General features: G+C 41.0%; 12 protein-coding genes. 10 read left to right on the forward strand and 2 right to left on the reverse strand.

Annotated features, from left to right (window positions below; genetic code table 11):
- Positions 1–10 precede the first annotated feature (10 nt).
- The 9 genes from KGF34_RS02110 to hisE all read left to right on the forward strand — a co-directional run bounded on the left by KGF34_RS02110 (position 11) and on the right by hisE (position 11150).
- The gene (locus KGF34_RS02110) at positions 11–4381 is read left to right on the forward strand and encodes a PolC-type DNA polymerase III (protein ID WP_252559666.1); all 4371 of its coding nucleotides are present in this window, start codon (positions 11–13) and stop codon (positions 4379–4381) included.
- Between the two features lie 15 nt (positions 4382–4396).
- Positions 4397–5725: an AI-2E family transporter gene (locus KGF34_RS02115; RefSeq protein ID WP_252559667.1), complete on the forward strand. Its 1329-nt coding sequence runs from the start codon at positions 4397–4399 to the stop codon at positions 5723–5725.
- 137 nt (positions 5726–5862) lie between these two features.
- The gene (gene hisZ / locus KGF34_RS02120) at positions 5863–7032 is read left to right on the forward strand and encodes an ATP phosphoribosyltransferase regulatory subunit (protein WP_186934857.1); all 1170 of its coding nucleotides are present in this window, start codon (positions 5863–5865) and stop codon (positions 7030–7032) included.
- A gap of 20 nt (positions 7033–7052) precedes the next feature.
- Complete coding sequence (gene hisG, locus KGF34_RS02125) at positions 7053–7682, forward strand: ATP phosphoribosyltransferase (protein ID WP_249376776.1); 630 nt, start codon at positions 7053–7055, stop codon at positions 7680–7682.
- Complete coding sequence (gene hisD, locus KGF34_RS02130) at positions 7679–8980, forward strand: histidinol dehydrogenase (RefSeq protein ID WP_249376777.1); 1302 nt, start codon at positions 7679–7681, stop codon at positions 8978–8980. Before hisG ends, hisD begins: the two co-directional genes overlap by 4 nt.
- A gap of 181 nt (positions 8981–9161) precedes the next feature.
- Positions 9162–9740: an imidazoleglycerol-phosphate dehydratase HisB gene (gene hisB, locus KGF34_RS02135; protein WP_249376778.1), complete on the forward strand. Its 579-nt coding sequence runs from the start codon at positions 9162–9164 to the stop codon at positions 9738–9740.
- Positions 9741–10460: a 1-(5-phosphoribosyl)-5-[(5-phosphoribosylamino)methylideneamino]imidazole-4-carboxamide isomerase gene (gene hisA, locus KGF34_RS02140; RefSeq protein ID WP_022235145.1), complete on the forward strand. Its 720-nt coding sequence runs from the start codon at positions 9741–9743 to the stop codon at positions 10458–10460.
- 10 nt (positions 10461–10470) lie between these two features.
- Positions 10471–10797, forward strand: coding sequence for a phosphoribosyl-AMP cyclohydrolase (gene hisI / locus KGF34_RS02145; protein ID WP_022235144.1), 327 nt, complete (start codon positions 10471–10473; stop codon positions 10795–10797).
- A 20-nt stretch (positions 10798–10817) separates the two neighbouring features.
- A complete protein-coding gene (gene hisE / locus KGF34_RS02150; protein WP_022235143.1) occupies positions 10818–11150 on the forward strand; it encodes a phosphoribosyl-ATP diphosphatase in 333 nt (110 codons plus the stop codon).
- 55 nt (positions 11151–11205) lie between these two features.
- On the opposite strand, the gene KGF34_RS02155 is transcribed toward hisE, so the two are convergent.
- Positions 11206–11442, reverse strand: a complete 237-nt coding sequence (locus KGF34_RS02155; protein ID WP_022235142.1) for a hypothetical protein — start codon at positions 11440–11442, stop codon at positions 11206–11208.
- Between the two features lie 120 nt (positions 11443–11562).
- On the opposite strand from KGF34_RS02155, the gene mtaB reads away from it, so the two are divergent.
- Positions 11563–12855 carry a tRNA (N(6)-L-threonylcarbamoyladenosine(37)-C(2))-methylthiotransferase MtaB gene (mtaB, locus tag KGF34_RS02160; protein ID WP_252559668.1) on the forward strand — a complete coding sequence of 431 codons (1293 nt, stop codon included), beginning with the start codon at positions 11563–11565 and terminating at the stop codon, positions 12853–12855.
- Here mtaB and KGF34_RS02165 read toward each other — a convergent pair.
- Positions 12831–14105, reverse strand: a complete 1275-nt coding sequence (locus KGF34_RS02165) for a family 10 glycosylhydrolase (protein ID WP_252559669.1) — start codon at positions 14103–14105, stop codon at positions 12831–12833. The genes mtaB and KGF34_RS02165 overlap by 25 nt on opposite strands.
- Positions 14106–14127 lie beyond the last annotated feature (22 nt).

Here is a 14127-nt window from a genome sequence, read left to right on the forward strand (position 1 = left end):
AAGGAAGAATATGAAAACACTCGGAGAAGTCTTTAATCCGTATCTTGCGGATAAACCGCTCGCTGATGATATATCATCAGCCGAGCTTTTAAAACTTAATATTAACAGTAATAATCGCTCAATCACAATGACTGCCAAATTTGGCGGTCTTGTGTTGAGGGATAACCTTTTTGCTGCCGAAAAACAAATTTCCAAATCCGAATTAAATCTCGGCTCTGTCAGAATTAATCCGATTTATGATTCTAAACTTTTTTCAGCAGATTATTTTCCTGAGCTGTATAAGGCGGTTAAGCGTGATATTCCGAGTATTAACGGCACACTTAACAACGCATTTGTTACCTATGAGGAAGGTAATTTGCAAATCACACTTAATAACGGCGGCAAAAGCCTTTTAGATGCCAAGGGTTTTGACAAGGCTCTTAAAAGGCTTGTTGCAGAGGAATTTTCGCTTGAAATCAACATTATATATACAGGTACGCTTGAAGTTGACGGACAGAGCGAAGAATATATGCAGGCAATGAAAAATGCCGCAGAAAAAATCGAAAGACAAAAGATTGAAGAAAGCGTGCACGATACTGCGAGCAATGAGGCTGTTACAAAAGCTGTAAAGGAAAAGAGAAATTCCGATGCAGTGCAGGAAATTGAAGTGCGGGAGGGCAAGTTTTTGCTGCCGCAGATTGTTGAAGCCTCAATAAAACCTTTTTACGGCAGGTCTATACGAGGTAAAATCGAGCCAATCAGCACAATTGTTGCCGACACAGGCAGAATAGTAGTATGGGGCGATATTTTTGATATTGAAAAAAAGGTAACAAAGTCGGGAGATAAAAATATTTTTGTAATCGACATTACCGACTATTCGGGTTCTACATCCGTAAAAGTTTTCGGAACAATCAAAGACACCGCAATTCTCGATAACCTGAAAAAAGGTGACACTGTAGTTGTTCAGGGCGATGTTGAATATGACCGCTACGCAGGCGAGCTTATGCTTATTGCAAGGTCAATCGGCACTGCAAATAAGGTTAAGGTTGTGGATAAAGCGGAGGAGAAGCGTGTCGAACTGCATTTGCATACGAATATGTCGCAGATGGACGCAGTAACCTCGGCAGGCGACCTTGTAAAAAGAGCCGCCGATTGGGGACACCCGGCAGTTGCAATCACAGACCACGGTGTTGCACAGGCTTTCCCTGACGCTATGAAAGCCGCCGATAAAATTAATAAAGACGGCGAAAAAATCAAGGTTATTTACGGCACAGAGGCTTACTTTATGGATGACCTTGTAGAATCTGTTTCGGGCAAAAGCGAAGAACCGCTTGACGGCACATTTATCTGCTTTGATATTGAAACTACCGGTCTTTCCGCAAATCGTGACAAAATCACAGAAATCGGTGCCGTAAAGGTTGAAAACGGACAGATAACCGATACTTTTTCAACTTTTGCAAATCCGGGTATGCCGATTCCCGCAAAGATAACCGAGCTTACGGGCATTACCGACGCTATGGTAAAAGACGCTCCGTCACAGAGCGAGGCAGTTAGCGCATTTCTTGAATTTGCAGGCGACAATGTGCTTGTTGCGCATAATGCACCGTTTGATACCTCGTTTATCCGTAAGGCTTGCGAAAATATGAACAGGGAGTACAACTACACTTCCATTGACACCGTTGCAATTTCAAGAGCCATTTTGACCGATATTAAAAACTGCAAGCTGGATACCGTTGCAAAGTATTTGCGACTTGGCGACTTTAATCATCACCGTGCAACCGACGATGCGGAAATGCTTGCAAGAATTTTTATAAATCTTTGTACCCGTCTTAAAGATGACTACAATATTACAAAAACCAACGAAATCAATACACAGATTGCAGGCGGCGGTGACTTCAAAAAACTGCCGACTTATCACCAAATAATTCTTGTAAAGAATTTAACAGGTCTTAAGAATTTGTATAAATTGATTTCTTACGCTCATCTCACATATTTTTATAAAAAACCGAGAATACCTAAGAGTGAACTTGTTAAGCACCGTGAGGGACTTATAATCGGCTCGGCTTGTTGTGCAGGTCAGCTGTATCAGGCTATACTTCTCGGAAAGCCGTGGCCTGAAATCAAAGCAATTGCATCATTTTATGACTACCTTGAAATTCAGCCTGCGGGAAACAATAATTTTATGATTCGTGAGGGCAGATTTGCCAATGAGGCAGAACTCCATGAAATTGATAAGACTATAGTAAAACTCGGCAAAGAACTCGGCAAGCCTGTTTGTGCTACTTGCGATGTTCATTTTATGGACCCGAAGGACGCCGATTACAGAAAAATTCTTATGGCTGGTCAGGGCTTTAAAGATGCCGAAGACCAAGCTCCGCTTTACCTTAGAACCACAGCGGAAATGCTCAAAGAATTTGAGTACCTCGGCAAAGAAAAGGCATACGAAGTGGTTGTCACAAATCCACGCAAAATTGCTGATATGTGCGAGTCGATAAGACCTATTCCGAAGGGAACTTTCCCGCCTAACATTGAGGGTGCGGAGGAAGAACTCGTTTCTATCACATGGGAAAGGGCAAAGGAAAAATACGGTGACCCTCTTCCTGAAATTGTTAAGGCTCGTCTTGACAAAGAACTTAATTCAATTACAACCTATGGTTTCTCCGTACTTTATATGACCGCTCAAAAACTCGTTGCCGACAGCGAGGCACACGGTTATCTTGTAGGTTCCAGAGGTTCTGTAGGTTCGTCATTCGTTGCGACAATGTCGGGTATTTCCGAAGTAAATCCGCTTTGTCCGCACTATATATGCCCAAAATGTAAACACAGCGAATTTATTACAGACGGCAGTTACGGTTCGGGTTTTGATATGCCTCCTAAGAATTGCCCCGAGTGCGGCACTCTTATGGACCAGGACGGTCACGAAATTCCGTTTGAAACATTCCTTGGATTTAAAGGCGACAAAGTGCCTGATATTGACCTTAATTTCAGCGGTGAGTATCAGTCAAAATCGCACAGATACACGGAGGAACTGTTCGGTAAAAACAATGTGTTTAAGGCGGGTACTATTTCTACCGTTGCGGAAAAAACCGCTATCGGCTATGTAAAGGGTTATGCCAACGATAAGGGTATGATTCTTCATAAGGCTGAAATCAAGCGACTTGCTCTCGGCTGTACGGGCGTTAAGCGTACAACGGGTCAGCACCCGGGCGGTATGGTTGTTGTACCGAGAACAAGCGAAGTTTACGACTTCTGTCCTGTTCAGCACCCTGCAAACGATATGAAGTCCGACAATATTACCACTCACTTCGACTTCCATTCTATTCACGATACAATTACAAAACTTGATGAGCTCGGACACGATGTTCCGACAATTTATCACTATCTTGAACTTTATACTGGTATTCCCGTTATGAAAGTATCAATGAGTGACCCCGAGGTTATGAGCCTGTTTACATCAACCAAAGCTCTCGGTGTAACTCCCGAAGATATAGGCTCAGAAACAGGTACATTCAGCTTGCCCGAATGCGGCACTTCCTTTGTACGAGGAATGTTGGTAGAGGCTAAGCCAAAAACATTTACCGACCTTTTGCAGATTGCAGGTTTGTCACACGGAACAGGTGTATGGCTTGGCAATGCGCAGGAGCTTATTCATAATCATACCTGCGATATTTCAAGCGTTATCGGTACTCGAGATTCCATTATGACTTACCTTATGCATAAGGGACTTGAGCCGGGTATGGCATTTAAGATAATGGAAATTGTCCGTAAAGGTAATGCGACAAAATTGCTTACCGAAGAACATTTCAAGGCGATGAGAGATAACAATGTTCCCGAATGGTACATTGATTCCTGTATGAAAATTCAGTATATGTTCCCGAAAGCCCACGCCGCCGCATATATGATTTCTACATTGCGACTTGGCTGGTACAAGGTGCATAAGCCTGTTGAATATTACGCAGCTTACTTTACGGTACGAAGCGAAAACCTTGACGGTGTTGTGCTTATGCAGGGACATCAGGCTGTTAAAAACAGAATGAAACTTATAAAGCAAAAGCAAAGCGCCCACGAATCGTCTACAAAAGAAGATCAGGAGTACGCTACACTTCAGATTGTAAATGAAATGCTTGCAAGAAAAATTGAAGTTCTGCCTGTTGACATTTACAAATCCGAGGCTAAAATGTTCAAGGTTGAGGACGGCAAAATAAGACTTCCGTTTTCAACAATTCCCGGACTTGGCGAAAGCGCCGCAATATCTCTCGCTGAATCGGGAAAGGTAAATACATACCTTTCCATTGAAGAAATGCAGATAAAGACAAAGGTTTCCAAGTCTATTATTGAGTCGCTGAAAAATATCGGCGCACTTGAGGGACTTCCGGAAAGCTCACAGATGTCATTGTTTTAAGGAGTGGCGTAATAAATGAAAAAACTTTTTACATTAAAAAATGTCCTGATTTGTATTCTTTTTACAATATTTTTGCTGTTTGTAAAGGATAATTTCAGTGTGGTATGGAACGCAATTTGTATGTTTGCATCTATTCTGACACCGTTTGTAATAGGATTTTTGTTTGCGTATATTTTGAATTTTCCTTACAAATTCTTTTATTCAAAAGTATTCGGATTTTTGAAAAACAAAAAAGCTTTTTTTGCGAAAATGCGCAAACCTTTATCTATAATTTGCACATATACGGCGGTAATTGCCGTACTCGGATTTTTGATTGCCATTCTTGTTCCGCAGATCGGCGACAATATTTCGAGCCTTGTTGAAAGAGTGCCGTCATATTTTAATTCAGTATATGAATGGCTTTCAAGCGTTGCCGATTGGGCTAATAAGACTTATAATGCAAACATTGATATTGACGCATCTTTTGCTCAACTCGGCAAAGAGATTGCAAAAAATTTAAACGGCACTACAATTGCAAATTTCTCAAAAAATGTGTTGTTTGATACTCTTCTACCTATGATTACAAACACCACGGCGGGAATTTATAACTTTATTATGGGTATTGTAATTTCCGTTTACTTCCTGTCAGCAAAGGAAATGCTGTGCAGACAGGTAAAGCGCCTTGCCGTTGCGTTTATTCCGATAAAATTCTTGCCTAAAGTTTATGAGATTGTCGATATTACCGATACAAAATGCGGTAGATTCCTTGTTGGCGACATTATTGACGCCGCTTTTATCGGAGTGCTCACATTCATTACAATGTCTATTTTTCAATTGCCGTATGCCGCATTGATTGCGGTTCTTATAGGCGTAACAAATATTATTCCTTTTTTCGGACCTTTCATAGGTGCAATCCCGAGTGCTATTATTCTTTTCCTTGAAAGCCCTTGGGATATGATTATATTCATTGCTATTGTATTTGTTATTCAACAGCTTGACGGCAACCTTTTCAAGCCGAAGATTATCGGCAGTCAGGTCGGACTTTCAAGTTTCTGGGTACTTTTCAGCGTTATCGTCGGCGGAAGTTTATTCGGTATGGTAGGCTTTATTTTAGGTACTCCTATATATGCGGTTATTTATACGCTGATCGGCAAAAGAGTTAAAAACGCTATTGACAACAAAGGCAAAATCGCTCAGGAGGCACTTGACTTTGAGGTACTGAATTATGTAAAGATTGCCACAGAACAAAAGAAGATAAGAGAAGAAAAGGAAAACGCTCAAAAGGAAAAGCTTTTGAAGTTTATCAAACCCGATAAACATACAAATTCCGAAAGCGATGACGATAATAAAGACGACAAAGAATAATATTTATTTTGCAGAGCAGTAAAATTGTTTGCTGCTCTGTAATTAAAAATATTTTTGTTATAAAATTGACAAGTACATTTTTATGTGTTATTATATTAGCATATTAGCACGCTAAAGCGTTTTATAAAGAGGTTTTTATGAAAAAGAATTTAAAAATTACCCCCGAAGGAATGAAAGATTTTCTTTTTGCAGAGTGTTCGGCAATGGACGATGTATGCGGCAAAATAGAAAAGGTATTTACAAAGGGTGGTTTTAAGAAAGTAATCACACCGGGCATTGAATTTTACGATATTTTTTCAATGGAATGCAGCGGAATTGACCAGCAGTCAATGTTTAAATCAGTTGACAACAAAGGCAGACTTCTTGTTATGCGTCCCGATTCAACACTTCCGATTGCAAGAATGGTGTCGTCAAGACTTAAAAACAGCATTATGCCTGTAAGACTTTACTATAAGCAGGCAGTGTACAGAAATAACCCTACACTTATGGGCAGAAGAAATGAATTTATGCAGATGGGCGTTGAATTGCTCGGCGTAAAGGGCAAGAGGGCAGACCTTGAGGTGCTCTCTACAGCAATCAGAGCGATTATGAGCGTAGCTGACGATTTCAGAATCGAGCTTGGACACGCACAGGTATTTAACGCACTTATCAGTGAAATAGATATTGACGAGGATTTCAAAGAGAAAATCAGAGTTACCATTGAGGGCAAAAACTATTCTGCTCTTAATAACCTGCTTGACAAACTTGAGCCTTGCAAGGCTGTAACCGCTATCAGAAGTTTGCCGTCGCTCTTTGGCGGTGACGAAGTGTTTGACAAGGCAACAGAGCTTTGCAGCGGCACAAAGGCTGTTGACGCACTCAATTATTTACATACACTCTACGATTCGCTTAAAACTCTCGGACTTGGGGACAAACTCATTGTTGACCTCGGTCTTGTACAGAGAAACGATTATTATACAGGTTTTGTTTTCTGCGGATATATTTCAGGCATAGGTGACGCAGTTCTTTCGGGCGGCAGATACGATGACCTACTTTCTGAATTTGACGCTCCTATGGGCGCAGCGGGTTTTGCGATTGATACGGACGCAATCACAGAAAAACTGCTCTCGGACAAAAACACAAGCTATACTGATGTACCCGATGTTCTTGTATATGCAAATGATGGTGCGGAGATTAAAGCAATCAACGCTGTTGCCGATATGCAGAAAAACGGAATTAACGCCCGTTTCTGCGTGCTCGAAACTCTTGAAGAGGCAAAGGCTTTTGCAGAAAAAATGGGTATAGACAAAGTACAAATAATCGGCTGAAGTGCGAAAGGATTTTCTAAATGAAACCATTAAGAATAGCTCTTACAAAGGGCAGACTTGAGAAAACAACTATTGAGCTTTTTCAAAAAATCGGTTACAACTGCGACGAGGTTATCAATAAGGGCAGAAGACTTATTCTTCCGATTGGTGACAACGACTTTGAGGTTGTGCTTGCAAAGGCGGCCGATGTTATTACATATGTTGAGCACGGTGTGTGCGACCTCGGTGTTGTAGGTAAAGACACCATTCTCGAAAACGGCAATTCTTTTTATGAATTGCTCGACTTAGGCTTTGGCAAATGCAGATTTGCCCTTGCCACTAAAAAAGGCATTGATTTTTACAGCGGATACAACACAAAGACTATTGCAACTAAATATCCGAATGTAACTCGTGCGTTTTTTGATGATAAAAATATGGATGTCAGAATTATTAAAATTGAAGGCTCGGTAGAGCTTGCTCCGCTTGTCGGACTTTCTGACGGCATTGTTGATATTGTAGAAACAGGTTCAACACTCAAGGCAAACGGACTTGAGGTTATTGAGTGGGTAACTGAGATTTCGGCAAGACTGATTGCAAACACAGCAAGCCTTAAACTTCGCAAGGCTGAAATTGAGGAACTTCAAAAGAAACTGGAGGCTGTAACAAAATGATTACTACTGTAATTGCTGACGGAAAAAAGGAATACGATTTTATAGAGCTTCTCAAAAGCAGAGCGCAAAATTCAGACAAGAATGTTATTCCGATTGTGTCTGAAATCATTGAAAATGTTAAGACAAACGGCGACAAGGCGGTATATGACTACACCGTTAAATTTGACGGCAAAGCACCTGAAAAGGCAGAGATTTCTGCTGATGAAATCGATGCCGTAATTTCTGAATGTGACCCTAAATATATCGAAACAGTAAGAAAAGCCGCAAAGAATATTGAGGATTTCCATAAGCGTCAGGTTCAGCAGAGCTGGCTTACCACAAAGAATAACGGCGTTATTATGGGACAGCGTATCAGAGGTTTGAAGCGTGTCGGCATCTATGTTCCCGGCGGTACAGCTGCGTATCCGTCATCTGTACTTATGAATGCAATTCCCGCTAAAATTGCAGGTGTTGAGGAAATTGTAATGTGCACACCTCCTATGAAAAACGGCAAGCCAAACCCAAATATTCTTGCAGCCGCCAAGCTTGCGGGTGTTGACAGAATTTTCCTTATGGGCGGCGCACAGGCTATTGCCGCTATGGCATACGGCACAGAGAGCGTACCTAAGGTTGACAAGATTGTAGGTCCGGGCAATATCTTTGTTGCCACAGCAAAAAAACTTTTGTACGGTACAGTTGATATTGATATGATTGCAGGCCCGAGCGAAATTCTTATTATTGCCGATAAATCGGCTAATCCTAAGTTTCTTGCCGCCGACCTTATGAGCCAGGCCGAGCACGACAAACTCGCCTCTGCAATTCTTCTTACAGACTGCGAAGAACTTGCAAATCAGACTGTAAAAGAGCTTGAAAGACAGGTTCAGACCCTTTCGAGAAATGAAATTATAAATTCTTCACTTGACAATTTCGGTGCGATTATTGTGTGCAGTGATATGAAACAGGCTGTACTTTTCGCAAACGAGCTTGCTCCGGAGCATCTCGAAGTATGCTGTGAAAATCCGATGGAGTATGTAGGCAAACTCGACAACGCAGGTTCGGTATTCCTCGGCAACTATTCACCTGAACCTCTCGGCGACTATTTTGCAGGTCCTAACCATGTTCTTCCTACAAGCGGTACAGCAAGATTTTTCTCACCGCTCTCGGTTGACAGCTTTGTTAAGAAATCAAGCTTTATCTGCTACACAGAAGAGGCATTAAGAAACGATGCGCAGGATGTAGTTCGCTTTGCGGACACAGAGGGACTTACAGCACACGCAAATTCAATCAAAGTCAGATTTGAGGACATTGATTTTGAATAAATGATTTTGAGTTAAAATGAATAGTGATTTGACAGAGTGTTTTGTCAAAAAATTATTTGATTTAAATTTACGGAAATTATTAAAATTTTGTAATATTTATTGTAAATCGTCTTTAAAAAGGATATAATCATATAGACTGAGCTTTTAGGCTCTGTTTAGATAACTTATTTGAGGTGAGAAAATGCGCCAAACAGAAATCAGCCGTAAAACCAAAGAAACCGACATCAAGCTTTCACTTTGTCTTGAGGGCGGAGATATTTCAATTGACACAGGCATTGGTTTTTTTGACCATATGCTCAATTCGTTTGCCACACACGCAGGCTTTGGTCTTGAGCTTAAGGTTAAGGGCGATTTGTATGTTGACGAGCATCATACAGTTGAGGATACGGGTATAGTCCTCGGCAAAGCATTTTCTCAAATTTTAAAAGATAAATCTTCTATCGACCGTTTCGGCAGTTTTTATGTACCGATGGACGAGGCGCTTGCGTTTGCCTCTGTCGATATAAGCGGCAGACCTTTCCTTGTATTTGAAGCAGAATTTCCGCAGGAAATGTGCGGTCAGTACAATTGTGCAATGACTGTTGAGTTTATGAGAGCACTTGCTTACAATGCAGGCATTACTCTGCACATAAAGTCTTTGTACGGTGACAATTCTCACCATATTACAGAAGCAATTTATAAAGCGGTTGCTCACGCATTAAGACTTGCCGTAAAGGAAAATACCTCAAATAAACCTCTTTCCACTAAAGGAGTGTTATAAATGATTATTTTACCTGCAATAGATATTAAAGACGGTAACTGCGTAAGACTTTTTAAAGGTGATTACTCAACAGTAGAAAAGGTGTGCGACACACCTTATAAAGCGGCTGAACAGTTTAAAGCTGCAGGCGCACAGTATATGCATATGGTTGACCTTGACGGCGCTAAGGACGCTACTCTCGCAAATGCAGACCTCATCATTGATGTGGCAAAGCAGAGCGGACTTAAGGTAGAAGTAGGCGGCGGTATTCGTGATATGGCTGCTATTGAACGCTACCTTAACAACGGCATCGACAAGGTTATATTGGGTTCGGCGGCTGTAAAAAATCCTGACTTTGTAATTGAGGCGGTAAAGGCTTTTGGCGACAAAATTGTTGTTGGCATTGACGCTAAAAACGGTATGGTTTGTGCCGAGGGTTGGATTGACGAGTCGGAAATCAACTACATAGAGCTTGCAAAGCGTATGGAGGATATTGGCGTTGGTCAGATTGTGTTTACCGATATTGACCAGGACGGTACACTTGCAGGCCCTAATTTAAAGCAGCTTGACGACCTTGTTCACGAGGTAAACTGCCGAGTAGTAGCAAGCGGCGGCGTGTCTGTTCTTAAAGACATAATTAACCTTGCGGAGCTTGATGTTTACGGCGCAATCTGCGGTAAGGCTATCTACACAGGCAACCTCGATTTGAAACAGGCTATTGAAATTACAAGCAAGATTTAAGGAAAACACTATGGAAAAAAATATTGATTTTGATAAATTTTTTGTGAAATCAGATTTAATTCCTGCAATTATTCAGGAAAAATCAACAGGCGAAGTGCTTATGCTTGCCTATATGAATAAAGAGAGTATGAAAAAGACCTTTGAAACAGGCTACACATGGTTTTGGTCAAGAAGCCGTCAGGAGCTTTGGAACAAGGGCGCTACATCGGGACATCTTCAAAAAGTAATTGAAATTTTCGGAGATTGCGATGACGATACTTTGCTTATTACGGTTGAGCAGACAGGCGCAGCTTGTCACACGGGCAATCATTCCTGTTTTTATACACAATTAAAATAATATATAAAGGGTGAATACAAGTGAACGAGAATGAAATTCTTTCAGCACTTTATCAGACAGTTGTAAACAGACGAGATAATCCAAAGGAAGGTTCATATACTTGTTACCTGCTTGACAAGGGAATTGACAAAATTCTCAAAAAAGTAGGCGAGGAGTGCAGTGAAACAATTATTGCCGCAAAGAACGGCGACAACAGCGAAACTGTTTATGAGATTGCAGACCTTATTTATCATCTTACGGTTATGATGGTTCAGCAGAACATCCCTCTTGAAGATGTGCTTGCAGAGCTTGACAAGCGCAGCGAAAAGACAGGTAACTTAAAGAAGTTCCATACTGTTGATAAAAATTCCTGATAAAACAAAAACCCTATGGCAAATGTCATAGGGTTTAAAAATGCGTAAATTTTATTTATGCGGCAACCATATATTTTGAAAGCGCATTTGTAAAGCTTTCTGTCGGCTCGGAGCTTAAAACAAGCTCAACAGGCTTGTTAATATCTAACGAGAAAAATCCCATAATAGAGTGTCCGTCAATGGCGACATCGCCGTTTTTTATCATTATAGTTTCGTGGGGAAATTTTGTGAAAATTTCAAATACATCCATAATTTCTTTTTGACTTGTAATTGTAATCGGAATATTAAACATCTTATATCACCTCGTTAAAATAATAACAGCACTATAATACCATTTTTTTGACATTTATTCAATAACAAAATAAGCAATATTTTAAAATCCACATATTATACGAAAAAAAGGAAAATCAGTATGAATTTTAATATAATTACCCTCGGTTGTAAAGTAAACCAGTATGAATCACAGGCAATGCGTGAGGATCTTCTGAAAAACGGATTTGAACTTGCCAAGCCAAACACACCTGCCGATATTACTGTTGTAAACAGCTGCACCGTAACTTCGGTAAGCGACGCTAAAAACCGTAAACTTATCAATAAAATCCGCAGAGAAAATCCTGACGGAATTATTGTGCTTACAGGCTGTATGCCGCAGGCTTTTCCCGACAGACAGGAAAATTTTGAGAATTGCGACATAGTGCTCGGAAACGCAAAAAGAGCGGAGCTTGTTCCCGCAATTTACGAATATATTGAAAACCATATGAAAAATGTTTTTATATCACCGCACCCTGTAAAAAACGAGAAATTTGAAGATTTATCCATATCTTCTCTCGGCGAGCATACAAGAGCATTTATAAAAATCGAGGACGGCTGTAACCGCTTCTGCTCATACTGCATTATTCCTTTTGCGAGAGGCAGAGTTCGTTCAAAGAGCATAGAGGCGCTTAAAGCCGAAGTGGAAAAAATCGCAAACAACGGTTATCTTGAGGTTGTGCTTGTAGGTATCAATCTTTCCGCATACGGTCAGGACGAGGGACTTAACCTTGCCGATGCCGTAGAATGTGTGTGCGCACAAGAGGGAATTGAGCGTGTCAGACTTGGTTCTGTTGAGCCGGAGCAAATGGACGAACCGATGATAAAAAGGCTTGCCGCTCAACCTAAGTTTTGCCCACAGTTCCACCTTTCACTTCAGAGCGGCTGCGACAACACATTAAAAGCAATGAACAGACATTACGATACCGCCGAGTACAGCAAGATTGTATCTAACATCAGAAAGACATTTGACAATTCTTCAATAACAACCGATGTTATGGTAGGTTTTGCAGGCGAAACCGAAGATGACTTTAAAGATTCTATGGATTTTGTAAAGCAGACAGGTTTTGCAAAGGTTCATGTATTCCCATATTCAAGACGAAAAGGCACTGTTGCCGATAAAGCGCCAAATCAGATTGCGCCTCATATCAAGGAACAGAGAGCCAAAGAAATGGGCGAGCTTGTAGCAAAATCAAGAGCCGAATTTTTGAAAACTCAGGTCGGAATGACCGAGTCGGTACTCATAGAGCGCCTGCGCCACGGCTATCTTGAGGGTTACACAAAAAACTACACACCTGTTCATATTATATCCGACGACGAAAACCTTTGCGGTCAGATTGTGAATGTTAAAATTACATCTGCCGAAGATGATTACTGTATGGGTACTGTTGTTTGATTTTCGGCATCTAAATTATTGCTCATAGCCTTTGTAAGATTAGCAATCTCCGTACTTGCGTTTTCGTCTTTAAGTGCGGAGTATGAGTAGAGCATAATTCCGCTGACTTTTTCCTTATTAACAGCTATTTTATATTCGTCGGCAAGAATATTGTTGCTGTAAACCCAAGTGCCCTCGTCGGCATCGCTGTTTGCTTTATAGCCCGCCAATCCGACATATAGTTTTACCGATTTATTAATATCAAGATTAGACCATGCGGTGAGTGAATCTTCAAATGTCAATGCGGGATTGTCAAGGCTGTAATAAAGCTGTGGGCAGATATAGTCCACAAAACCTTTGCAGATACACCATGTTTTTACATCGGCGTAAATCTGTGCATTGTTGTCGATATTTCCCTGCGGGGAAATGCCGAATTCCACATCATCACTGATTTTATGAATTGCTCTGTAAGTATCACAAATCAGTGTGTTTACATTGGCAATTCGCCAGTTATCCACCGACATACAGTTCATTGCACCCACAGTGTCCACATATTCGGCATATTCCGTATCGTCAAAATCACTGTCTTGCGTGGGATAAAAATAATCGTCAAATTGTATTCCGTCAACATCATAATTCCTTACAATTTCGGTTACACCGTCGATTATAAGGTTTCGTGCCATTTTGTTTGCTGGATTTAAAAAAATTCCGTTTTCGGTTTCTTCGCCTATTTCGTTGTCAATCACATACGGATTGGTTTCACTCAAGGCTTGCGGAGTGCTGTCTGTGCTGATTCTGTATGGGTTCACCCATGCGTGAATATCAAGGTCAAGCTGCGAACAGACCTCGCACATTACCTCAAGTGCATCATAACCCGGATTTACTCCCTGTTCGCCGCTCAAAATGTGCGAATACGGGAAAAACTTTGAATCGTACAGTGCGTCACAAAACGGACGGACTTGTACTATAAGCGTGTTAAATCCTGCATTCTTGCTGTTGATTGCTATATTTTTAAATTTTTCTCTGAATGAGGCTTCACTTTTGTCCGTTTCGTTCTGCATATCAAGTTCTATGTAAGAAACCCACACGCCACGCATTTCTTTTTCGGCTTTTTTTGGCTGCTCATCGACTGCACTGTCGATTGTGGCAGTGTCAACCGTTGCGGTTGAGGTTGGTTTTACTTCGTTTTTCACCGAGTACGCTCGTGCCACGAGGGCGGTTATCAGCAGAACGGCAGATACAATTACAGGTGCAAGTTTTTTTACAGACATCTAAATCCTTCCTTTTGAGGTG

This window comes from Ruminococcus sp. FMBCY1 (assembly GCF_023921805.1).
Taxonomy (GTDB): domain Bacteria; phylum Bacillota; class Clostridia; order Oscillospirales; family Acutalibacteraceae; genus Ruminococcoides; species Ruminococcoides intestinale_A.

Excerpts from the sequence above, each read along its gene's own strand:
- KGF34_RS02110 (WP_252559666.1), top strand. The coding sequence starts at position 11 with ATGAAAACACTCGGAGAAGTCTTTAATCCGTATCTTGCGGATAAACCG.
- KGF34_RS02115 (WP_252559667.1), top strand. The coding sequence starts at position 4,397 with ATGAAAAAACTTTTTACATTAAAAAATGTCCTGATTTGTATTCTTTTT.
- hisZ (WP_186934857.1), top strand. The coding sequence starts at position 5,863 with ATGAAAAAGAATTTAAAAATTACCCCCGAAGGAATGAAAGATTTTCTT.
- hisG (WP_249376776.1), top strand. The coding sequence starts at position 7,053 with ATGAAACCATTAAGAATAGCTCTTACAAAGGGCAGACTTGAGAAAACA.
- hisD (WP_249376777.1), top strand. The coding sequence starts at position 7,679 with ATGATTACTACTGTAATTGCTGACGGAAAAAAGGAATACGATTTTATA.
- hisB (WP_249376778.1), top strand. The coding sequence starts at position 9,162 with ATGCGCCAAACAGAAATCAGCCGTAAAACCAAAGAAACCGACATCAAG.
- hisA (WP_022235145.1), top strand. The coding sequence starts at position 9,741 with ATGATTATTTTACCTGCAATAGATATTAAAGACGGTAACTGCGTAAGA.
- hisI (WP_022235144.1), top strand. The coding sequence starts at position 10,471 with ATGGAAAAAAATATTGATTTTGATAAATTTTTTGTGAAATCAGATTTA.
- KGF34_RS02155 (WP_022235142.1), bottom strand. The coding sequence starts at position 11,442 with ATGTTTAATATTCCGATTACAATTACAAGTCAAAAAGAAATTATGGAT.
- mtaB (WP_252559668.1), top strand. The coding sequence starts at position 11,563 with ATGAATTTTAATATAATTACCCTCGGTTGTAAAGTAAACCAGTATGAA.
- KGF34_RS02165 (WP_252559669.1), bottom strand. The coding sequence starts at position 14,105 with ATGTCTGTAAAAAAACTTGCACCTGTAATTGTATCTGCCGTTCTGCTG.